The following is a 21,943-nucleotide window of genomic DNA, read 5'->3' on the forward strand; positions in this document are numbered from 1 at the left end:
CTTTAGAGGTTATCCCAGCCCTTTTTTTATACGTTTATAACAAATTCCGGTGGATATCCTAATTCGACATTATGTGAAAATGATGTTGTGTTAATTTGTCATATTTCCCCGGAAATATGAGAGTAGAGCAGAGGAGGTAAGAGATGGAGCAGAGTTTCTTAGAATTTCAAAACGTCTCTTTCCAGTATCGAGATGACAGTCCTGTTGTGTTGGATGATGTCTCTATTCAAGTGAGCCAAAATGAATGGGTAGCTGTCATAGGCCATAATGGTTCAGGTAAATCAACCATGGCAAAACTTATGAACGGATTGCTTTTCCCAAATGAAGGCCACGTGTACGTAGACGGCTTAAAGCTTTCTGATGAGAATATATGGGAGATCCGTCGTAAAGTCGGAATGGTATTCCAAAATCCAGATAACCAGTTTGTGGGGACAACGGTTAAAGACGATGTGGCATTTGGGCTTGAAAACCACGGGATCCCTCGCGAAGAGATGATAAAAAGAATTGCCCATAGTTTAAAAGCTGTTGGGATGCAAGAGTATGAAGATCATGAGCCGCACCGGCTTTCAGGTGGCCAGAAACAACGTGTCGCCATTGCGAGTGTGTTGGCTGTAGCTCCATCTATGATCATTCTGGACGAAGCTACAGCCATGTTAGACCCTAAGGGAAGAAAAGAGATTATGCATACGGTGAATCAAGTTAGACAGGAACGTGATGTTTCAGTTGTAACAATTACACATGACTTGAATGAGGTAACGCTCGCTGATCGGGTAATTGTGATGAATAAAGGGAACGTTTGGTTTGAGGGCACTCCAAGAGAGCTGTTTGAACAAAAAGGGGACCTTCAATCCATTGGATTAGATATTCCGCTTGTGTCAAAGTTCGCTCACGAATTAAAAGAGCTTGGCCTTAATGTGAATAAACAACCCTTAAATCATGAAGAATTGATGGATGAATTATGGACATTACATTCGACAATGTAAGTTATATCTATCAACCCAATAGCCCGTTCGAACACCGAGCTCTCGAAAACCTCTCTTTTCAAATTCCATCTGGTTCCTTTGTCGCTGTTATTGGACACACTGGATCTGGAAAGTCTACACTCATTCAACACCTAAATGGTTTGCTAGCTCCTACCCACGGGAGTGTGACGATTGGTGACGTCACGTTGCAAGCTGGGTCTAAACCGAAAAACTTAAAAGCACTTCGAGAACAAGTAGGCGTCGTTTTTCAATACCCAGAACACCAATTATTCGAAGAAACAATTGAAAAAGATATTTCATTTGGACCTCTAAATTTTGGGGTGCAAGAAGAAGAGATTAAACAAAGAGTACAAGAAACAATAGAAGCTGTAGGGTTGTCATCAGATATGTTAGAGCGTTCTCCATTTGATTTGAGTGGTGGACAAATGCGCCGTGTTGCTATTGCGGGAGTACTTGCTATGAATCCTCAAGTGCTAGTATTAGATGAACCTACCGCTGGCTTAGACCCTAAAGGACAACGTGAGATTATGGATATGTTTTATAAACTTCATCATGAGAAAAATCTCACAACGGTTCATGTTACGCACAGTATGGAGGATGCTCTTGCTTATGCTGATTACGTTATTGTGATGCACAATGGCCATATGTATATGCAGGGGAAACCACTAGAAGTGTTTAAAGAGAAGGAAGCTTTGAATAAAGTGGGATTAGATGTACCCGAAATAATTGAATTAACTACTAAGATGAATAAGCGTTTTGGTTTATCCTTGGAATACAAAAAGCAATCTATTGAAGAATTGGCTGCAGAAGCTGCTCAGAAGTTAAAGGGGGGCTCTGTATGAACAGTTCTATGGTAATCGGGCAATATGTACCTGGAGACTCTCCTGTACACCATATGGACCCGAGAGCAAAGATTACAATCATCTTCTTCTTTGTCATTGTGGTCTTTTTTGCTAACTCTGTAGCGAGTTATGGGCTCCTCGCCTTATTTGCTTTATTAAGCGTTGGGGTTACGAAGATCCCGCCTCGCTTTATTGCAAAGGGATTAAAGCCTGTTTGGTTTTTGATTATATTTACGTTTATTCTTCACCTTGTCGTTACGAAAGAAGGAAATGTCCTTTTTTCCGTACTAGGTTTTGACGTTTATTCAGGAGCCCTTATTCAAGGTGTGTCTATTTCTTTAAGATTCTTTTTATTGATTCTTATTACATCATTGCTTACTTTGACAACCACACCTATCGCGATTACTGATGCTATTGAGAGTCTCCTTCATCCCTTAAAAAGGGTTAAGTTTCCTGTACATGAGCTAGCGTTAATGATGTCGATCTCTCTGCGTTTTATCCCTACGCTTATGCAAGAGACAGAGAAGATCTCAAAGGCCCAAGCCTCACGAGGAGTTGATTTCAGAACAGGGCCTATTAAAGAACGATTAAAAGCTATTGTCCCATTATTAGTACCTCTCTTTGTGAGTGCGTTTAAGCGTGCTGAAGAGCTGGCTATGGCTATGGAGGCTAGAGGCTATCAAGGTGGCGAAGGACGGACTAAGCTCCGTGAGCTTGCGTTACGTAAAATTGACTATACGGTTCTTGTTCTGTTCACCTTTGTGATAATCGCTGTATTTTTAACTAGAGCATAGAGGTGTCTACACTATGGTTCGTATTGCTTGTGTGGTAAGCTACGATGGTACTCATTTTTCTGGATTTCAAGTTCAACCAAATGGACGAACTGTTCAGGAAGAAATTGAGAAGGCGTTGAAGAAAATTCATAAAGGGAAAGAAGTACGTTTACATCCTTCTGGAAGGACGGATGCAGGTGTTCACGCACGTGGACAAGTCCTTCATTTCGATTCTAATTTAGATCATCCTGATATGGATTGGAGAAAGGCCCTGCAATCTTTAATGCCGGATGATGTGGTCATACAACGTGCTCATCCTGTATCTGATGATTTTCATTCACGCTATAGTACGAAAAAGAAAGAATATCGGTACCGTGTCTTAAACCGTGACATCCCCGATGTTTTCCGGAGAGGCGTCACCTTTCACTATCCTTATAAATTAAATATAGAGGCCATACAAGAGGCATGCGCTCTAGTAGAAGGCACGCATGATTTTACGTCCTTTTGTTCAAAGAAAACCACGATGAAAGGCGATTATGTGCGTACTCTATATTCTGTCCGCTGCGACGTAGTTGAGGATGAGTTGGTATTTACGTTTATCGGGAGCGGTTTTCTTTATAATATGGTTCGTATTCTAATCGGAACGTTCCTTGAGATCGGTTCTGGAAGAAAAGACGTATCAGACTTAAAAGAAATATTGGCAGCTAAAGATCGAGACCGGGCTGGCAAAACGGCGCCACCACAAGGGTTGTTTCTGTGGAATGTAGATTATTTGTAAAAACAACGTCCCCAGGTGTAACATACCCTTGACATTAAATAGTAAAGTATTATAATATGATCTATGGCATTTTATTTCTATACCACGATTGGCCCCGGAATCTAATTGTGTTGAGAATAAAATATACGTTAACGAGATAACGAAAATCAGGAGGGAACTGACCATGCGCACAACTTTTATGGCAAACGAAAACAACGTTGAACGCAAATGGTATGTTGTTGATGCTGAAGGCCAAACACTAGGTCGTTTGGCTAGTGAAGTTGCAGCAATCCTTCGCGGTAAGCATAAAGCAACTTACACTCCTCACGTTGATACTGGCGATCATGTCATTATCGTAAACGCTGAGAAGATCCAACTTACAGGTAAAAAACTGACGGACAAGATGTACTACCGTCACACAAATTATGTTGGTGGACTTAAAGAACGTAACGCTCTAGAAATGCGTACGAACTATCCACAACAAATGCTCGAGCTAGCCGTTAAAGGTATGCTACCAAACGGAAGCCTAGGACGCAAAATGGGCAAAAAGCTACATGTTTATGCAGGTCCTGAACACAAGCACCAAGCACAAAAACCAGAAGCATACGAGCTTCGCGGTTAATTAATAAGGAGGTTGACTACAGATGGCACAAGTACAATACAACGGTACCGGACGTCGTAAAACTTCTGTAGCGCGTGTACGTTTAGTTCCAGGTACAGGCCGTATCGTTATTAACAAACGTGACTCAGAAGATTATTTCCCATATGAAACGCTACGTGTGATCACTAAACAACCTTTAGCTGTGACTGAAAACGAAGGCAACTACGACGTTTATGTAAACGTTGATGGTGGTGGCTTCACAGGTCAAGCTGGTGCAATCCGTCACGGAATTGCACGCGCGTTGTTAGAAGCAGATCCAGAATACCGTACGACTCTTAAGCGTGCAGGTCTACTTACACGTGACCCTCGTAAGAAAGAGCGTAAGAAATACGGTCTTAAAGCTGCTCGTCGTGCTCCACAATTCTCAAAACGTTAATTTTATATTTTCGTTTTTCAAAACCCCTGGTCCTTGGACTGGGGGTTTTTTGTCGTTTAATTAATCATAATTTTACTATGTTCTCCTGTGTAACTTAACGTAAGTCGTTCCATACTATTCAATTAGAGCCCACCGCTCTCCTGTTGGTGGGCTTTTTTATGTGTACGTATTTTTTCCAGTCAAGGGAAGTGTTATAGCTCAGAATGATTGAGCTTCATACCGAATACACTAATAAGCAATATGGAGGTGATTCGGTATGTCGGTTGTATCAATAGATCGGCTCCGTTTAAATAAACAGCTAGCTTTTGAGCGAAATTTATTGCGTGAGTTAACATTCACAGAAGTTCAAAACGATGTGGCTATGAGGTTTAAACGCTTCTTCCACTCGTTTCAAGTGTATGAGTCCGCTATTAAGGAAGAAGCGGTTGAGCAAGCAATGGAAGCATACTTATTAGGGGCAGAGGCGAGTCAATTTATACTAATGGGAGAGAGTATGGAGGAAATTCAAAAACGGTATGAATCTGAACTTGGTACCATCACACTAGATTTCTTTGATTACCTGGAATATTGGCAGCAAGCCTCAGGTATAAATGGATGGTTTGTTGTAAAGGCAGAAAAGAGCTGTGAGGATTTTATAGATGCATGGTGGAAGATTGGTTTAGAACGAGGGGAACGACGTAGACGCCTAAGGCTTGATTGATACGCATAATCTCCATCCTTGTCCCATATATTGAGAAGTAGCTAGGACGAGGAGGAGACAAGGATGGGGAAAGCTTTTAAAATTTCAAGTTGGTTTATTGGTTTAGTGATCCTTATTGTACTTATACGTTATCCGATCGAAACAAATGATTCGTGGCAAACATGGTCCCTTCCCCTTGCTGGTAAGGTTATTGTCATTGACCCTGGCCATGGTGGGGTTGATGGTGGAGCGGTGGGGAGTGATGAAACGCTTGAGAAGGAAATAACACTTGATGTTTCTAAAAAACTTCGGGACTATTTACAACAAGCTGGGGCTCTTGTTTATATGACGAGGGAAAGAGATGTTGATTTGGCTTATGAGGATGAAAAAAGCATTTCTAAGCGAAAATCCCAGGATTTAAAGAGGCGTGTTGAATTCATCAATGATAAAGAAGCTGATTTCTATGTAAGTGTTCACTTAAATGCTATTCCCTCACCAAAATGGCACGGGGCTCAATCTTTTTATAATGCATCTTCGCCAGAAAGTGAACAACTTGCGAAACTGATTCAAAGTGAAATTAAGCGGAATTTAGAAAATACGAATCGTAGTGCATTAGCTATTAGTAACATGTACTTGCTTCGCAACACGGAATCCCCTGGAGCGCTTGTAGAAATTGGCTTTTTGTCCAACGCTCATGAACGTGAGTTATTGAAAACAGAAGAGTATCAAAACAAAGTTGCTGCCTCCGTATATGAAGGGATGTTGCGCTACGTTACAGAGGATGCGATACCGGAGTGACCTTACTGAAAATTTGTAATAATCAAGCACTGTACCCAAGCTTTCTGCCTTTTTATGTTATACTACAACATAGACACTATAGAAGGTTGGTGACAGAATATGATTACAAAAGAACAAGTGGTGGATCTGCTGCATCCCTTGCAAGATCCTCATTTACATAGAACATTAGAAGAAACAGGCGGAATAGAAGAGATTAAAATTAAAGAAGAGAAGAATCATGTAAGTGTTAAGATCGCTATAGCCCAACCCAATACAGCTGAGCAAATGCAATTTCAACAAGAAATTGTAAACGTTTTAAAAGGTGCTGGTGTGGCTACAGTAGGATTAAGGTTCAACCAGTTATCTGATGAGGTTATTCAACAGTATGCGGGTGCTAGTCATGAAAGTGAATCAATATTAGAAGGAAATACAGGGACAACATTCATTGGAATCGCTAGCGGTAAAGGTGGAGTAGGGAAATCCACTGTAACGGTAAACCTAGCCACCTCTTTAGCGCGCTTAGGTAAAAAAGTAGGAATTATTGATGCCGATATATACGGGTTTAGTGTGCCGGATATGATGGGGATTGAAGAGCGACCGGTTGTACGTGGTGAGCAGATTATCCCTGTAGAACGATTTGGGGTGAAAGTTATTTCTATGGGCTTTTTCGTTGAGGATAATTCTCCAATTATCTGGAGAGGTCCAATGCTAGGTAAGATGCTAACAAGCTTCTTTAAAGAAGTAGAGTGGGGAGACTTAGATTATTTACTTATTGACCTCCCGCCAGGTACAGGTGACGTAGCGTTAGATCTTCATTCCATGCTCCCATCCTGTAAAGAAGTGATCGTCACTACGCCTCACCCAACGGCTGCGTTTGTAGCGGCGCGTGCTGGCCAAATGGCTATTAAAACAGAGCATGAAATATTAGGAGTAATCGAAAACATGGCGTACTTCCAAAGTGCGTTAACGGGTCAAAAGGAATTTGTGTTTGGTCAAGGCGGAGGTCCGAAACTGGCTGAACAACTTCAGACAGAAGTTCTTGGACAACTCCCTCTTCAACAACCTTATGAAGAAGAGGATATTTTTGCTCCTGGTGTGTACCAAGCAGACCACCCGACAGGAAAGATCTTTTTATCCATTGCGAACAAAATGATAAAAAAGATGAGTTAAGCGTAATGAAAAGGGTGCCCTATAAAAGGGCACCCTTTTTGTCATTCACTTCCGCTACCAGATTGTTGTTCTTGTTTAGAACCATCGCCTCCACTTGAGCTCTTCTCACCCTGTGAATCGCCACCACCCTCTGATTGAGATTGTCCTGATTTCATCTCCTCAGCAGCTTTTAGAACGATTTCGCTCATTTTAGCCTTGAACATAGGGGTTTCCATGGTTTCTTGTATCGTCTTTTCCAAGTCTTCACGGAATTGCTGACTTTTCATGACTGTAAGCATTTGTTGTTCCATTTCAGGATTTTGTAAAAGCTCTAACATGCTTTTTTGGTATTGAGAATCTTTCATGAGAGACTGCATAATCTTCTTTTGTTCTTCAGATAGTGATTCAGCGAATTTTTTAGAGAACTGAGGGTTTTGGAATAATTCTTCCCAAAATTTCTTCCCTTCATCAGACATAATGGTTTCTTCAATGCTTGTTTTGACAACATCTGATTCTAAGATAACTTGTTGTTTCATTTCCTTATCGGATAAAACTTCTGTGATTGCCTTTTTTCCATCATCGGTTTTCAATATATCTACAACCATTTTCTTGGTTTTATCATAATCAGCTTGTTCTCCGCCAGATGAGGAGTTACCAGAACAAGCTGTCAATACGGTCATTAGTACGAGTAGGATTGCTAAACCCTTCATCCTATTCATGAGAACGCTCCTTTCAATCACCTTACATATACTTAATATGAGATAATTGAAAGAAAATATACACAAGTTTTGGAGTGAAAACGCTTGTTTTTATGGTAAAATACCATAGGATTGATTTACGGCAATGAAAGTAGGGGGATCCAACGTGACAAGTCGCAAATGGGTGAATTTATTTCTGACGACTTTATTGTGGGGAGGACTTATAACCCTCGTCGTTAGTTTTTTTGTGCAGAATGAACATTATGTAACAGCTTTTAATCCTTTTAGTATATGGGAAGTCATTATATTAATGCTCATGTATTTAGGATTAGGTTTTATCTTTAGTGTAATTAGTCAGATGGCGTTCTTTGCTTATCTAACGGTTCACCAATTTGGTTTAGGGATGTTTAGAAAGCTGTGGGCACCCATCCAGGTTGTTCTGATTTTGTTTACTTTGTTTGATTTGGTGTACTTCCGCTATAAGTCTGTATCAGGAGAAGCGGGCGTAGCTTCATTTTTTGTATTGCCAGCGGCGCTTCTTTTATTTGGTTGGGCAGTAGCGTATCTGAAGGCTAAAGAAACGAACTCAAAAGCATTTATCCCAGCTCTGTTCTTTATGGTCGTTATAACTTCAGTAGAGCTCGTACCAGCTTTCCAGGCTGATGACTCTGATTGGATTATGCTCATGCTACCTGCCATTCTTTTCTGTAATACTTATCAGCTATTGGTTCTTCATCGCTTGAATGATGGAGAAACAAAGGCAGAAGCGGTACCTGCATCTAATACGTCCAAAACAGTCCAGAAGAAAAAGAAGAACAAAAAGAAAAAAAGCAAACGTTAATACGTTTGCTTTTTTTATTTCACAGCAGACGACTTTGCATCTGTTTTTGAAATCATCTCAGATATGGAGACAAATTCGTACCCCTTCTGTTTTAATCCTGGAAGGACAGTCTTTAATGCTTCGTTTGTTTGCTTTACAGAGTCAGAAGCATGTAAAACAATAATGTCTCCGCCTGAAGTTTCTTTCATGATTTCGTCTACAATGGTTTGCGTTCCGGGGTTCTTATAGTCTTCAGGGTTTATGCTCCATTGTACGACCTTAAAACCGAGATCTTCTGCAAGCGTTAGTACTTCTTTATTGAAGTGTCCATGTGGAGGTCTTAGAAGGTCCATCTCTTCATACCCCAGTTTCTTAAACACTTCTTTTGCATACAGAAGGTCTTTCTTTACTTGAGCAATGTCTTGTTTAGCATAACTTTTATAACGATATCCCATCATTCCTAAATCATGTTTGCTTTCAGTAATTTCTTTTAGAATATCCGGGTGCTTTTCAGCCCATTCTCCGCTAACAAAGAATGTAGCCTTTACATTGTTTTTCTTTAATGATTCGAGAATAGGAAAGACCTCTTCTTGCCCCCAGCTAATATTAAATGTAATAGCTATATCCTTGCCCTTCGTGTTACTGCTAATAAGTGCCCTCGGCCCTTTGTCGGTTGAAAAGACAGAGAAGGCATTGTCTCTTTCTACCCATAGAAAAATTGAGCAGAATAGAGCGGCAATAACAACTAGTCCCCACTTTTTTATTCGGTGTCCGTTCCATGCATAAAAGTGTTGCATCATACACCTCTCCTTATCCATTCAGAAATTCCCTGCTTAGTACAACTTATGAACGGAGTGGACAAATATGAACAAGCAGATGTTTCATTTCATAAATTGGATATAAATGGACATGATAGAAGGGAACAATTATAAAGAGGTGAGTACATGCTAGGACTTTTATTAAAAGATATGGAACAAAAAGAAATAGAATATCTATTGAAGCGGGAGATGGATGAACTTTTAATGGACTTAGAAGACCACCGGATTGATCACGTTGTAAAAAGAGCTATGGAAGAACGCTATAAGATCCTGTATCAATTGTTCAAAAGATTAGCAAGCAAACATGATTGTATTCGATATGTACTGCCAAAGCGTAAACATCAATAGTTAGATTTCTCCTATGTATGATATAGTGTATATATGAAATCGCTTTTACATAGGGGTGAAGATGAATGAGGGAAATAGGAGCCATTATATTTGATTTAGATGGTGTGATTACGGATACGGCTGAATATCATTATTTAGCTTGGAAACAACTTGCAGTAGAATTGGGAGTACATTTCGATCGTACGTTTAACGAACGGTTAAAAGGTGTAAGTCGAATGGACTCCTTACATATGATTTTACAGCATGGAGGCATTGTGCTTTCTGAAGAAGAAATCAATAAGTTAGCTCATAAAAAGAATGAACATTATAAAACCTTTATACAGCAAATTACTCCAGATGATCTTCTGCCCGGAATACTACCGTTCTTAAATGAGATAAGAGCAGCGGAAATTCCAACAGCCCTAGCTTCCGCTAGTAAGAATGCCCGCCCTGTTATTCGACAGCTTAGAATTGAACCCTATTTAGATACAATAGTAGACGCAGCTACCGTTAAGAATGGTAAGCCTGATCCGGAGATCTTTTTAAAGGCAGCGGAGCAGTTAGCGGTTAACCCTGATGAATGTGTAGGAGTAGAAGATGCTGAAGCCGGAGTGGATTCCATTAAAGCTGCTGGAATGTATGCGGTAGGCGTGGGGAGTAAAAGAGCTATGGCAAAAGCAGATTGGATTATAGAACACCCATCACAACTCACGTTAAAAGCGTTAAGAGGGCATTACGGGTAAGATCTCATGATCCCTTTAATAGAATTTTTAAAGGGATTTTAATTTTTTTATCAAAAACTATTGCCAAAGTCATAAATACCATGGTAAGATATTTTTTGTTGTCAGCGAGATAAGCACTTCAAAATAAAAGTTAAAGAAAAACAAAATTAACTTTTTCAAAAAAGTGATTGACGAAATTAAAAAGAAATGTTATATTAGTTTCTGTCGCTGAAACACAGCGAAACAATTTGATCTTTGAAAACTGAACGAAACAACATGTAACGTCAATGTCTTTAAATTATTTTTAAAGCCAGTAATCATTTATTTGATGCTAGGCAAACTCTAACTTTATGGAGAGTTTGATCTTGGCTCAGGACGAACGCTGGCGGCGTGCCTAATACATGCAAGTCGAGCGCGTGAATCAACATGATCCCTTCGGGGTGATTGTTGTGGATCGAGCGGCGGACGGGTGAGTAACACGTGGGCAACCTACCCATGAGATCGGGATAACTCCGGGAAACCGGAGCTAATACCGAATAACCCAGTGAACTGCATGGTTCACTGGTAAAAGGCGGTTTCGGCCGTCACTCATGGATGGGCCCGCGGCGCATTAGCTAGTTGGTAAGGTAACGGCTTACCAAGGCGACGATGCGTAGCCGACCTGAGAGGGTGATCGGCCACACTGGGACTGAGACACGGCCCAGACTCCTACGGGAGGCAGCAGTAGGGAATCTTCCGCAATGGACGAAAGTCTGACGGAGCAACGCCGCGTGAACGATGAAGGTCTTCGGATCGTAAAGTTCTGTTGTTAGGGAAGAACAAGTGCCAGAGGAAATGCTGGTACCTTGACGGTACCTAACCAGAAAGCCACGGCTAACTACGTGCCAGCAGCCGCGGTAATACGTAGGTGGCAAGCGTTGTCCGGAATTATTGGGCGTAAAGCGCGCGCAGGCGGTTTCTTAAGTCTGATGTGAAAGCCCACAGCTCAACTGTGGAGGGCCATTGGAAACTGGGGAACTTGAGTACAGAAGAGGAGAGTGGAATTCCACGTGTAGCGGTGAAATGCGTAGATATGTGGAGGAACACCAGTGGCGAAGGCGACTCTCTGGTCTGTAACTGACGCTGAGGCGCGAAAGCGTGGGTAGCAAACAGGATTAGATACCCTGGTAGTCCACGCCGTAAACGTTGAGTGCTAGGTGTTAGGGGGTTTCCGCCCCTTAGTGCTGAAGTTAACGCATTAAGCACTCCGCCTGGGGAGTACGGCCGCAAGGCTGAAACTCAAAAGAATTGACGGGGGCCCGCACAAGCGGTGGAGCATGTGGTTTAATTCGAAGCAACGCGAAGAACCTTACCAGGTCTTGACATCTTCCGCTATCCCTAGAGATAGGGAGTTCCCTTCGGGGACGGAATGACAGGTGGTGCATGGTTGTCGTCAGCTCGTGTCGTGAGATGTTGGGTTAAGTCCCGCAACGAGCGCAACCCCTAATCTTAGTTGCCAGCATTCAGTTGGGCACTCTAAGGTGACTGCCGGTGACAAACCGGAGGAAGGCGGGGATGACGTCAAATCATCATGCCCCTTATGACCTGGGCTACACACGTGCTACAATGGATGGTACAGAGGGCCGCGAGACCGCGAGGTCAAGCAAATCTCAAAAAACCATTCTCAGTTCGGATTGCAGGCTGCAACTCGCCTGTATGAAGCCGGAATCGCTAGTAATCGCAGGTCAGCATACTGCGGTGAATACGTTCCCGGGCCTTGTACACACCGCCCGTCACACCACGAGAGTTGGCAACACCCGAAGTCGGTGAGGTAACCTTTTTGGAGCCAGCCGCCGAAGGTGGGGCCAATGATTGGGGTGAAGTCGTAACAAGGTAGCCGTATCGGAAGGTGCGGCTGGATCACCTCCTTTCTAAGGATAACACGGAAAGCGAAAGGCGGCTTGAACAGAGGCGTACGGATAAGTGAGCAAGCGAAAGTGGCGTTCGGTCACTGTAGCTTGATTGCTTATCTCGCTAGCCTCTAGCCGCCGGAGCTAGACACTAATATCGCGTTCATGTTTGTTTCGTTCGGTTTTGAAAGATTGATTGTATCAATTTCATAAGGAATGGGCCTGTAGCTCAGCTGGTTAGAGCGCACGCCTGATAAGCGTGAGGTCGGTGGTTCAAGTCCACTCAGGCCCACCATTCCTATTTCAAAAAAACGGGGCCTTAGCTCAGCTGGGAGAGCGCCTGCTTTGCACGCAGGAGGTCAGCGGTTCGATCCCGCTAGGCTCCACCAATTTCTATTAGTACCTTGAAAACTAGATAAGAATTAGACATCAAACCAACGTTAGATTTAACGTAAGCATCATTATGATGCGTCTTTTCACATTGATTTTAGATAGTTAAGTGAATAAGGGCGCACGGTGGATGCCTTGGCACTAGGAGCCGATGAAGGACGGGACTAACACCGATATGCTTCGGGGAGCCGTAAGTAGGCTATGATCCGGAGATTTCCGAATGGGGGAACCCACTACCCGTAATGGGGTAGGATCCTTAACTGAATACATAGGTTAAGGAAGGTAGACTCGGGGAACTGAAACATCTCAGTACCCGAAGGAAGAGAAAGCAAACGCGATTTCCTGAGTAGCGGCGAGCGAAACGGAATCAGCCCAAACCAGAGAGCTTGCTCTCTGGGGTTGTAGGACACTCCTTTGGAGTTATCAAGAAACAAGATAGATGAATGATCTGGAACGGTCAGCCGAAGAAGGTAACGGCCCTGTAGTCAAAATCTTGTTTCCTCCGGAGTGGATCCTGAGTACGGCGGAACACGAGGAATTCCGTCGGAATCCGGGAGGACCATCTCCCAAGGCTAAATACTCCCTAGTGACCGATAGTGAACCAGTACCGTGAGGGAAAGGTGAAAAGCACCCCGGGAGGGGAGTGAAATAGAACCTGAAACCGTGTGCCTACAAGTAGTTGGAGCCCGTTAATGGGTGACAGCGTACCTTTTGTAGAATGGACCGGCGAGTTACGATCCCATGCAAGGTTAAGATGAAAAATCGGAGCCGCAGCGAAAGCGAGTCTGAATAGGGCGAAATAGTATGTGGTCGTAGACCCGAAACCGTGTGATCTACCCATGTCCAGGGTGAAGGCCAGGTAACACTGGCTGGAGGCCCGAACCCACGCACGTTGAAAAGTGCGGGGATGAGGTGTGGGTAGCGGTGAAATGCCAATCGAACACGGAGATAGCTGGTTCTCTCCGAAATAGCTTTAGGGCTAGCCTCAAGGTAAGAGTCTTGGAGGTAGAGCACTGATTGGACTAGGGGCCCTCATCGGGTTACCGAATTCAGTCAAACTCCGAATGCCAACGACTCATCCTTGGGAGTCAGACTGCGAGTGATAAGGTCCGTAGTCGAGAGGGGAACAGCCCAGACCACCAGCTAAGGTCCCTAAGTTTATGTTAAGTGGAAAAGGATGTGGAGTTGCTCAGACAACCAGGATGTTGGCTTAGAAGCAGCCATCATTTAAAGAGTGCGTAATAGCTCACTGGTCGAGTGACTCTGCGCCGAAAATGTACCGGGGCTAAACATAACACCGAAGCTGTGGATTGTTCTTACGAACAATGGTAGGAGAGCGTTCTAAGTGCAGTGAAGTCAGACCGTAAGGACTGGTGGAGCGCTTAGAAGTGAGAATGCCGGTATGAGTAGCGAAAGAAGAGTGAGAATCTCTTCCACCGTAAGTCTAAGGTTTCCTGAGGAAGGCTCGTCCGCTCAGGGTTAGTCGGGACCTAAGCCGAGGCCGAAAGGCGTAGGCGATGGATAACAGGTTGATATTCCTGTACCACCTCCTTTCCGTTTGAATGACGGGGGGACGCAGTAGGATAGGGAATCCGCTCCACTGGATGTGAGCGGCCAAGCAGTGAGTGAGATGCATAGGCAAATCCGTGCATCAATCACAAGCTGTGATGGGGAGGGAACTATAGTACCGAAGTTCCTGATTTCACACTGCCAAGAAAAGCCTCTAATGAGGAAAGAGGTGCCCGTACCGCAAACCGACACAGGTAGACGAGGAGAGTATCCTAAGGTGATCGGGAGAACTCTTGTTAAGGAACTCGGCAAAATGACCCCGTAACTTCGGGAGAAGGGGTGCTCCTTCATAGGAGGAGCCGCAGTGAAAAGGCCCAATCGACTGTTTAGCAAAAACACAGGTCTCTGCGAAACCGAAAGGTGAAGTATAGGGGCTGACACCTGCCCGGTGCTGGAAGGTTAAGGGGATGAGTTAGCTTAGGCGAAGCTTTGAACCGAAGCCCCAGTAAACGGCGGCCGTAACTATAACGGTCCTAAGGTAGCGAAATTCCTTGTCGGGTAAGTTCCGACCCGCACGAAAGGTGCAACGAATTGGGCACTGTCTCAACAAGAGACCCGGTGAAATTATACTATGCGTGAAGATGCGCATTACCCGCGACAGGACGGAAAGACCCCGTGGAGCTTTACTGTAGCCTGATATTGAATGTTGGTACAGCTTGTACAGGATAGGTGGGAGCCGTCGATACCGGAGCGCTAGCTTCGGTGGAGGCATCCGTGGGATACCACCCTGGCTGTATTGACATTCTAACCCAGGACCGTAATCCGGTCCGGAGACAGTGTCAGGTGGGCAGTTTGACTGGGGCGGTCGCCTCCCAAAAAGTAACGGAGGCGCCCAAAGGTTCCCTCAGAATGGTTGGAAATCATTCGCAGAGTGCAAAGGCACAAGGGAGCTTGACTGCGAGACCTACAAGTCGAGCAGGGACGAAAGTCGGGCTTAGTGATCCGGCGGTACCGCATGGAAGGGCCGTCGCTCAACGGATAAAAGCTACCCCGGGGATAACAGGCTTATCTCCCCCAAGAGTCCACATCGACGGGGAGGTTTGGCACCTCGATGTCGGCTCATCGCATCCTGGGGCTGTAGTCGGTCCCAAGGGTTGGGCTGTTCGCCCATTAAAGCGGTACGCGAGCTGGGTTCAGAACGTCGTGAGACAGTTCGGTCCCTATCCGTCGTGGGCGTTGGAAATTTGAGGAGAGCTGTCCTTAGTACGAGAGGACCGGGATGGACGCACCGCTGGTGCACCAGTTGTTCCGCCAGGAGCACAGCTGGGTAGCTACGTGCGGAAGGGATAAGTGCTGAAAGCATCTAAGCATGAAGCCCACTTCAAGATGAGATTTCCCATCACTTCGAGTGAGTAAGATTCCTTGTAGACGACAAGGTTGATAGGTCGGAGGTGGAAGCGTGGTGACACGTGCAGCTGACCGATACTAATAAATCGAGGGCTTATCTATCTAAAGCGCAAACGACCGCTTAGACCCGTACGGATAAGACAGATTTTCGGAAAAGGCGATTAGCCTTTGGAGAAAAGATGACTTATACGCTAGGGTCTGGGAGTTGGAGCTGGAAGTCAGCTCAAGCGCAAATACGTGATCAGGCACGATGTCTTAATTCTTATCTAGTTTTGAAGGTACTCCTTCAACAAAACAATAGTATGGCGGTTTTGGCGAAGAGGTCACACCTGTTCCCATGCCGAACACAGAAGTTAAGCTCTTCAGCGCCGATGGTAGTCGGGGTTTCACCCCCGCAAGAGTAGGACGCCGCCATGCTTTGTTATCTTATAAAAGCTATCCAAGAGACTTCTTCTAGGACAGATGGATTTGACAATATTCCAACGTAGCTCAGTGGTAGAGCTATCGGCTGTTAACCGATCGGTCGCAGGTTCGAATCCTGCCGTTGGAGCCAATTTGCTTCCATAGCTCAGTCGGTAGAGCACTTCCATGGTAAGGAAGAGGTCGCCGGTTCAAGTCCGGCTGGAAGCTCTCTGTAAGAAAATTATATTTGGCCCGTTGGTCAAGTGGTTAAGACACCGCCCTTTCACGGCGGTAACACGGGTTCGAATCCCGTACGGGTCACCACTTATTTATAATCATGGAGGATTAGCTCAGCTGGGAGAGCACCTGCCTTACAAGCAGGGGGTCGGTGGTTCGAGCCCGCCATCCTCCACCATTTCATTTATTTATCTGCCGACCTAGCTCAATCTGGCAGAGCAACTGACTTGTAATCAGTAGGTTGGGGGTTCGAGTCCCTCGGTCGGCACCAGCAAGTTATGTTCAATTAAATAAATTCTTGCATAATAAAATGCAAGCATGGTATACTATTATTTGTGTTTGGAGGGGTAGCGAAGTTGGCCAAACGCGGCGGACTGTAAATCCGCTCCCTCTGGGTTCGCAGGTTCGAGTCCTGCCCCCTCCACCATTTATTGGCCCATAGCCAAGCGGTAAGGCAACGGTTTTTGGTACCGTCATGCGCTGGTTCGAATCCAGCTGGGCCAGCCACTTTATAAAGAGCCATTAGCTCAGTTGGTAGAGCATCTGACTTTTAATCAGAGGGTCGGAGGTTCGAATCCTCCATGGCTCACCACTTTTCACATTAACTTAGTTGATGTGTTTTTAGTTTGCGGAAGTAGTTCAGCGGTAGAACACCACCTTGCCAAGGTGGGGGTCGCGGGTTCGAATCCCGTCTTCCGCTCCATATATGGGGCCTTAGCTCAGCTGGGAGAGCGCCTGCTTTGCACGCAGGAGGTCAGCGGTTCGATCCCGCTAGGCTCCATTCTAAACCTTAAGTCTAATAAGACTTAAGGTTTTTTCGTATATCTAAAAAATTTAATGGCGGCTATTTATAAGAAAATTCTTTCAATACCGGGTGTTTTTCGTATATATATACAAATTTCTGTCCAGTTGAGTCATTGTCTCAACTATGGCTACAATGGGGGTAGAGTTAAAGGAGGAGGATGGGACAATGAATCGTAAACTTTCAATTATTGGAGCACCTATGGACTTAGGACAGAATCGCAGAGGTGTAGATATGGGGCCTAGTGCACTTCGTTATGCAGGGGTAATTGAGCGATTAGAACGTTTAGAGTATGATATAGAGGATCTTGGTGATGTTCATATTCCTCGGCCAAATAGAAAAGAAGAACAAGAGAGTCACTTGAGAAATTTAAAAGAAGTAGCAGTAGGAAATGAAAACCTGGCTGAGACAGTGGATCAGGTTGTGACATCAGGTAGATTCCCATTGATCATTGGCGGGGATCATAGTATTGCTATCGGATCTCTTGCTGGAATTGCGAAACATTATGACAATCTTGGTGTAATTTGGTATGATGCTCATGGGGATTTAAATACAGGAGATTCGTCCCCTTCTGGAAATATCCATGGTATGCCTTTAGCTGTGAGCTTAGGTATTGGTCATGAACGTTTGACGAACATTCATGGATATGAGCCAAAAATAAAACCAGAAAACATCGTTATTATAGGAGCGCGCTCTCTTGATGAGGGTGAAAAACAATTAATTAAAGAAAAGGGAATTAGGGTATATACGATGCATGAGATTGACCGCATGGGAATGCCAGGAGTCATTAAAGAATCTGTAGAATACTTAAAGGATCGGACGGATGGAGTGCACCTGAGTTTAGATTTGGATGGTTTGGATCCTAATGAGGCGCCTGGAGTTGGAACACCTGTTATGGGTGGAATGAGCTATAGGGAAAGCCACTTAGCAATGGAAATGTTTGCTGAGGCTAATTTTATTACTTCAGCGGAATTTGTTGAAGTGAATCCAATATTGGATGAGAAGAATAAAACTGCTACGGTAGCAGTTGGATTAATGGGATCATTATTTGGAGAAAATTTAAAATAGATTCATAGAGTAAAATAGGCGAAACAGCAGCTTATTCACATAAGTTGCTGTTTCCGTTATTTATTTTTTCTTTCTTCATATTCATTTAGTAATCCATCTAATTTTGAGCTTGCTTCAATGACCTCTTGAGATGATAAAGGTAAGCTAGAGCTCAGCTGAATCATTTCATTTCTACACATTTCAATTTCGTTCAGAAGTTCTTTACACATTCTATTTCCTCCCTACTAAAACCTTAGTACTATACTATAGTTTTATATATCCTTTCTACTTAAAGTTAAACCTCTTTATGTAAAGAAATCAAATGTATAACGTTTGTACATACAAAAAATTCTTTTTTATTTTTTTAATTGATTTTGAAACCTGATCGCAGGTATATTCGTATGTAGAATGACCGCAGATCTAGCGGAGGTATAGTGCATGGAAATATTCATAAAACAAAAGATTAAAAAAGTTAAAAAAGGTGATCACTCGGCCTTTGAAGATGTAGTGACGTTTTACCAAAACAAGGTGTACCAAATATGCTATCGTATGCTTGGTAATGCACATGAAGCAGAAGATATTGCCCAAGAAGCATTTATTCGAGCTTACACTAATATTCACTCTTATGATGAGAATCGCAAATTTTCTACTTGGTTATATAGAATTGCCACCAATTTATCTATTGATCGTATTCGAAAAAAGAAACCGGATTACTTTTTAGATGCTGAAGTAAGAGGTACAGAAGGCTTAACGATGTACTCACAAATTTCTGCAGATGAAGATTTACCTGAAGAAGAAGTGGAAAGCTTAGAACTGCAGGAATATATTCATCAAGAGATTCTCAAGCTTCCAGCCAAGTATAGATCTGTTATCGTACTACGATATATAGATGAACTCTCATTACAAGAGATTAGTGACATATTGGACATACCGGTTGGCACGGTTAAGACAAGGGTCCACCGGGGACGCGAAGCGCTTCGTAAGAAACTTCGTCACGTGTAAAGGAGTGATGGGAAATGAAGTGTGCAAATGAAGCCATTCAGTTAATGCATAAACATTTAGACGACGGGTTAAGCGAAGAAGAGAGAAAGCAATTAAAACAACATCTTCACCAATGTGATGATTGCCAGAACCATTTTCATGAACTGAAGAGGGCTGTAGCAATGGTCCAAAGTACAAGTGCAGTTCAAGCTCCCTCTGATTTTACTGCAAAAGTAATGGGAAGTCTGCCTAAAGAAAAGAAACGATCAGGTTATAAGCGATGGTTTAAAGCCCATCCTGTGGTAACTGCAGCTGCTATATTCTTTATTATGATGTTTAGTGGGATCTTTTCTACTTGGAGCCAAGATCAACAGTTAAGCGTCTCAAAACAAAGAGACCTTATTATTGAGGATAATACGGTCATTGTTCCTGAAGGAAAAACAGTAGAAGGCGATTTAGTAGTGAAAAATGGGAACTTAAAAGTAGAAGGTAAAGTAAATGGTGATGTAGTATTAATAAATGGTGATCATCTAAAAGCCTCTGCCGGTGAAGTGACAGGAGATCTGAATCAAGTGGACCAAGTCTTTGGTTGGATGTGGTACAATATTAAAAAAACAGCGACAGATATCTTTTCCTTTACCCAATAAGGGGTCCAAAAGTCACTTTTATAGTGGCTTTTTTTATTTTGTTTAGTTATAGCCTTTTAGTGTTATTTTCACTATAAAGAAGTATGCTATAATAAAACTATTGTGACTTTGATACATAAGATTAAAGCAATAGTTGAATTCAAGGATAAAAAGGAAGTGTACACATGCTTGATGGGGGATTGAATGTTCAATTAGATGGATTAAAGTACATTCGAATTATTATTGATGTTGCCCTTGTCTGGTTTGTTTTGTATAAATTAATCATGTTAATCCGTGGTACAAAAGCGGTTCAGTTGCTGAAAGGAATATTTGTGGTACTTGGAATATGGCTAGTTAGCTACTTTCTTCAACTTAGTACGTTAATGTGGTTGATGTCCAAAGCGATGACATGGGGTTTTCTAGGCGTAATTATCTTATTCCAACCTGAGCTCCGAAGAGCGTTAGAACAGCTAGGAAGAGGTAGTTTCTTTGCAAGAAATTCGAGCAGTGAAGAAGATTCGGTGAAACAAACAGTAGAGGCTATTATAAAGTCGTGTAATTATATGGCCAAGCGTCGAATTGGGGCCCTTATTACGATTGAACGAGAGACAGGTATGGGTGACTATGTCGAAACCGGCATACCTATTAGAGGAAGGTTATCGAGTGAACTGTTAACAAATATCTTCATCCCTAATACTCCTCTTCATGATGGAGCGGTTATTATTAAACAAGATGAGGTTACGGCTGCTGCTTGTTACCTCCCTTTATCTGAAAGCCCATTTATATCGAAAGAATTAGGGACGAGGCACCGTGCTGCTATGGGAATCAGTGAAGTCACGGATGCCCTTACAATCGTAGTCTCCGAAGAAACAGGAGGAATATCCTGTACGAGGAATGGAGAATTGCATAGGGGATTAGATGAACAAGCTCTTCGTGATATTTTGGAAAGAGAATTAGAACGAGCGACGAAAGCTCCTAGCTCAAAGAATTGGGATTGGAGGGGGAAAAAAGATGGATAAGTGGTTAAGAAGTCCATGGTTCATTCGAGCGATTTCTTTAATATTAGCACTCCTCTTGTATGCCTCTATAAACCTTGATGACGGGCAAACGAGTTCAGATTCTATCTTTCTTGAAGGTAATGATAAAATTGCAGCAATGAATAATATCCCTTTACAAGTAAAAATGAATGAGGAAAAATATGTAGTGAAAGAAGTGCCTTCGAGCGTCACTGTCACTGTAGAAGGACCGAATTCTATAGTGACTAGAACTGTTATGCAAAAACCATTCGAAGCGTTCATTGATTTAGAAGGGCTTGAACTTGGCTCTCAAACAGTTCCTATACAAACGCAAGGGATTTCAAATCAGTTATCAGTTTCTGTAGATCCTCAGGAAGTAACAGTGGTATTAGAGAAACGATCTTCAAAAGAGTTCCAGGTTGGTGCGGATTACATACACCGTGACACTATTAAAGAGGGCTACCAACTAGGCACACCAGAAGTTACGCCTAATCAGGTAGACATCATAGGCTCTGAAACAGAGGTTTCAAAAGTATCACTAGTCAAAGCAATTGTTGATGTGCAAAATGCTGAGAGTGATATTACAAAGAAAGAGTCGCCTGTAAAGGTATATGATGAACAGGGGAATGAACTAAATGTTGTGGTAGAACCAAGTGTGGTCAAAGTAACGGTGCCTCTATTACCTCCAAGTAAAGAAGTTCCTGTCGCGCTAAAGCCTAAGGGAGAGGTTGCCGAGGGGTATCGACTGGTATCTATTGAACCTTTACCAGATCAAGTAGCTGTGTATGGTTCACAAGATGCATTAAAAGGGGTTAGTGCTTTTGCCGATGTCGAAGTGGATATAACGGATCTTAAAGAAGACACCACTATTGAGATAGATCTCCCTTTGCCAGATGGAATCGAAACAATTAAGCCAAAAACGATTGAAGCAAAAGTCAATGTAGAGCAAATAACAGAAAAAACGATTAATGATGTAGAAATCGATGTAAATAACCTGGATTCAGGTAAAAACCTAACTTTTATTACACCAGAACAACAGGTCATTAACTTAACATTAATAGGTACAGAGCAGGAACTTGAGAGTATTACGAAAGAAGATTTCGAAGTCTTTATTGATGTTGAACAGCTCGTTAATGGTGAAGCAAATGTACCTATTCAAGTGAATGGACCTGAAAGTATTGAATGGCAAACAAGTAATGATGAAGCTCTAATTCGTATAGAGTAGTAACTACCTCATTTGCCTAGAATGAAGGAG

20 protein-coding genes, 12 tRNA genes and 3 rRNA genes are annotated in these 21,943 nt (G+C 43.0%); 32 read left to right on the forward strand and 3 right to left on the reverse strand.

Translation table 11 applies throughout. The features are described 5' to 3' along the window. Nucleotides 1-143 precede the first annotated feature (143 nt). From ACYX4O_RS00875 to ACYX4O_RS00915, 9 genes are all read left to right on the forward strand, one after another. Entirely contained in the window at nt 144-983 is an 840-nt protein-coding gene (locus tag ACYX4O_RS00875) for an energy-coupling factor ABC transporter ATP-binding protein (RefSeq protein WP_476353798.1), read from the forward strand. Further along, a complete protein-coding gene (locus ACYX4O_RS00880; RefSeq protein ID WP_476353800.1) occupies nt 959-1,825 on the forward strand; it encodes an energy-coupling factor ABC transporter ATP-binding protein in 867 nt (288 codons plus the stop codon). Before ACYX4O_RS00875 ends, ACYX4O_RS00880 begins: the two co-directional genes overlap by 25 nt. Next, on the forward strand, nt 1,822-2,619 hold the full coding sequence (locus tag ACYX4O_RS00885; RefSeq protein WP_476353802.1) for an energy-coupling factor transporter transmembrane component T family protein: 798 nt from the start codon (nt 1,822-1,824) through the stop codon (nt 2,617-2,619). Before ACYX4O_RS00880 ends, ACYX4O_RS00885 begins: the two co-directional genes overlap by 4 nt. Before the next feature lie 13 nt (nt 2,620-2,632). After that, a complete protein-coding gene (gene truA / locus ACYX4O_RS00890; protein WP_476353804.1) occupies nt 2,633-3,376 on the forward strand; it encodes a tRNA pseudouridine(38-40) synthase TruA in 744 nt (247 codons plus the stop codon). A 163-nt stretch (nt 3,377-3,539) separates the two neighbouring features. Beyond that, nucleotides 3,540-3,977 carry a 50S ribosomal protein L13 gene (gene rplM / locus ACYX4O_RS00895; protein WP_036787689.1) on the forward strand — a complete coding sequence of 146 codons (438 nt, stop codon included), beginning with the start codon at nt 3,540-3,542 and terminating at the stop codon, nt 3,975-3,977. Nucleotides 3,978-3,999: 22 nt separating this feature from the next. Then, on the forward strand, nt 4,000-4,392 hold the full coding sequence (gene rpsI, locus ACYX4O_RS00900) for a 30S ribosomal protein S9 (RefSeq protein WP_036787686.1): 393 nt from the start codon (nt 4,000-4,002) through the stop codon (nt 4,390-4,392). Between the two features lie 256 nt (nt 4,393-4,648). Further along, nucleotides 4,649-5,092, forward strand: coding sequence for a DUF2521 family protein (locus ACYX4O_RS00905; RefSeq protein ID WP_476353807.1), 444 nt, complete (start codon nt 4,649-4,651; stop codon nt 5,090-5,092). 63 nt (nt 5,093-5,155) lie between these two features. Continuing rightward, entirely contained in the window at nt 5,156-5,869 is a 714-nt protein-coding gene (gene cwlD / locus ACYX4O_RS00910) for an N-acetylmuramoyl-L-alanine amidase CwlD (RefSeq protein WP_476353809.1), read from the forward strand. Between the two features lie 99 nt (nt 5,870-5,968). Continuing rightward, nucleotides 5,969-7,018 carry an Mrp/NBP35 family ATP-binding protein gene (locus tag ACYX4O_RS00915; RefSeq protein ID WP_476353811.1) on the forward strand — a complete coding sequence of 350 codons (1,050 nt, stop codon included), beginning with the start codon at nt 5,969-5,971 and terminating at the stop codon, nt 7,016-7,018. A 41-nt stretch (nt 7,019-7,059) separates the two neighbouring features. On the opposite strand, the gene gerD is transcribed toward ACYX4O_RS00915, so the two are convergent. Continuing rightward, a complete protein-coding gene (gene gerD, locus ACYX4O_RS00920) occupies nt 7,060-7,716 on the reverse strand; it encodes a spore germination lipoprotein GerD (protein ID WP_476353813.1) in 657 nt (218 codons plus the stop codon). Between the two features lie 145 nt (nt 7,717-7,861). Between gerD and ACYX4O_RS00925 the strand changes: the two genes are divergently transcribed. Next, nucleotides 7,862-8,536 (forward strand): KinB-signaling pathway activation protein, encoded by a 675-nt coding sequence (locus ACYX4O_RS00925; RefSeq protein WP_476353815.1) that lies wholly within the window; start codon nt 7,862-7,864, stop codon nt 8,534-8,536. A gap of 14 nt (nt 8,537-8,550) precedes the next feature. Here the strand turns inward: ACYX4O_RS00925 and pdaB are convergent, their stop codons facing one another. Further along, nucleotides 8,551-9,312 (reverse strand): polysaccharide deacetylase family sporulation protein PdaB, encoded by a 762-nt coding sequence (gene pdaB / locus ACYX4O_RS00930; RefSeq protein WP_476353817.1) that lies wholly within the window; start codon nt 9,310-9,312, stop codon nt 8,551-8,553. Between the two features lie 147 nt (nt 9,313-9,459). Here pdaB and ACYX4O_RS00935 point away from each other — a divergent pair, with 147 nt between their 5' ends. The 18 genes from ACYX4O_RS00935 to rocF all read left to right on the forward strand — a co-directional run bounded on the left by ACYX4O_RS00935 (nt 9,460) and on the right by rocF (nt 18,086). After that, nucleotides 9,460-9,681 (forward strand): hypothetical protein, encoded by a 222-nt coding sequence (locus ACYX4O_RS00935; protein WP_036787668.1) that lies wholly within the window; start codon nt 9,460-9,462, stop codon nt 9,679-9,681. 65 nt (nt 9,682-9,746) lie between these two features. After that, on the forward strand, nt 9,747-10,403 hold the full coding sequence (gene pgmB / locus ACYX4O_RS00940) for a beta-phosphoglucomutase (protein ID WP_476353820.1): 657 nt from the start codon (nt 9,747-9,749) through the stop codon (nt 10,401-10,403). A 326-nt stretch (nt 10,404-10,729) separates the two neighbouring features. Next, nucleotides 10,730-12,292 (forward strand): 16S ribosomal RNA (locus tag ACYX4O_RS00945). A gap of 197 nt (nt 12,293-12,489) precedes the next feature. Next, nucleotides 12,490-12,566, forward strand: a tRNA-Ile gene (locus ACYX4O_RS00950). An 18-nt stretch (nt 12,567-12,584) separates the two neighbouring features. Beyond that, a tRNA-Ala gene (locus ACYX4O_RS00955) sits at nt 12,585-12,660 on the forward strand. Nucleotides 12,661-12,764: 104 nt separating this feature from the next. Next, nucleotides 12,765-15,679, forward strand: a 23S ribosomal RNA gene (locus tag ACYX4O_RS00960). Between the two features lie 199 nt (nt 15,680-15,878). Next, nucleotides 15,879-15,994: ribosomal RNA gene (rrf, locus tag ACYX4O_RS00965) — 5S ribosomal RNA — on the forward strand. The 16S, 23S and 5S rRNA genes sit together here with 12 tRNA genes alongside, the layout of an rRNA operon. A 61-nt stretch (nt 15,995-16,055) precedes the next feature. Then, nucleotides 16,056-16,130, forward strand: a tRNA-Asn gene (locus tag ACYX4O_RS00970). A gap of 4 nt (nt 16,131-16,134) precedes the next feature. After that, nucleotides 16,135-16,207 (forward strand) — tRNA-Thr (locus ACYX4O_RS00975). Between the two features lie 21 nt (nt 16,208-16,228). Further along, nucleotides 16,229-16,303: transfer RNA gene (locus ACYX4O_RS00980), tRNA-Glu, on the forward strand. 15 nt (nt 16,304-16,318) lie between these two features. Then, nucleotides 16,319-16,394, forward strand: a tRNA-Val gene (locus ACYX4O_RS00985). A gap of 16 nt (nt 16,395-16,410) precedes the next feature. Then, nucleotides 16,411-16,487: transfer RNA gene (locus ACYX4O_RS00990), tRNA-Thr, on the forward strand. A 70-nt stretch (nt 16,488-16,557) separates the two neighbouring features. After that, nucleotides 16,558-16,643: transfer RNA gene (locus tag ACYX4O_RS00995), tRNA-Tyr, on the forward strand. A gap of 5 nt (nt 16,644-16,648) precedes the next feature. Continuing rightward, nucleotides 16,649-16,723, forward strand: a tRNA-Gln gene (locus ACYX4O_RS01000). 9 nt (nt 16,724-16,732) lie between these two features. Beyond that, nucleotides 16,733-16,808: transfer RNA gene (locus tag ACYX4O_RS01005), tRNA-Lys, on the forward strand. A 36-nt stretch (nt 16,809-16,844) separates the two neighbouring features. Further along, nucleotides 16,845-16,919, forward strand: a tRNA-Gly gene (locus tag ACYX4O_RS01010). 5 nt (nt 16,920-16,924) lie between these two features. After that, nucleotides 16,925-16,997 (forward strand) — tRNA-Ala (locus ACYX4O_RS01015). Between the two features lie 189 nt (nt 16,998-17,186). Further along, nucleotides 17,187-18,086, forward strand: coding sequence for an arginase (rocF, locus tag ACYX4O_RS01020; RefSeq protein WP_476353822.1), 900 nt, complete (start codon nt 17,187-17,189; stop codon nt 18,084-18,086). A gap of 56 nt (nt 18,087-18,142) precedes the next feature. Here rocF and ACYX4O_RS01025 read toward each other — a convergent pair whose 3' ends face one another. Continuing rightward, nucleotides 18,143-18,295, reverse strand: a complete 153-nt coding sequence (locus ACYX4O_RS01025) for an aspartyl-phosphate phosphatase Spo0E family protein (RefSeq protein ID WP_084599698.1) — start codon at nt 18,293-18,295, stop codon at nt 18,143-18,145. 208 nt (nt 18,296-18,503) lie between these two features. Here ACYX4O_RS01025 and sigW point away from each other — a divergent pair, with 208 nt between their 5' ends. From sigW to ACYX4O_RS01045, 4 genes are all read left to right on the forward strand, one after another. After that, nucleotides 18,504-19,067: an RNA polymerase sigma factor SigW gene (gene sigW / locus ACYX4O_RS01030; protein WP_188656201.1), complete on the forward strand. Its 564-nt coding sequence runs from the start codon at nt 18,504-18,506 to the stop codon at nt 19,065-19,067. A 14-nt stretch (nt 19,068-19,081) separates the two neighbouring features. After that, the gene (locus ACYX4O_RS01035) at nt 19,082-19,693 is read left to right on the forward strand and encodes a zf-HC2 domain-containing protein (protein WP_476353825.1); all 612 of its coding nucleotides are present in this window, start codon (nt 19,082-19,084) and stop codon (nt 19,691-19,693) included. Between the two features lie 164 nt (nt 19,694-19,857). Then, nucleotides 19,858-20,691, forward strand: coding sequence for a diadenylate cyclase CdaA (gene cdaA, locus ACYX4O_RS01040; RefSeq protein WP_476353827.1), 834 nt, complete (start codon nt 19,858-19,860; stop codon nt 20,689-20,691). Beyond that, the gene (locus tag ACYX4O_RS01045) at nt 20,684-21,913 is read left to right on the forward strand and encodes a CdaR family protein (RefSeq protein WP_476353829.1); all 1,230 of its coding nucleotides are present in this window, start codon (nt 20,684-20,686) and stop codon (nt 21,911-21,913) included. Before cdaA ends, ACYX4O_RS01045 begins: the two co-directional genes overlap by 8 nt. Nucleotides 21,914-21,943: the final 30 nt, after the last annotated feature.

Source organism: Pontibacillus sp. ABV4_188, assembly GCF_056311905.1.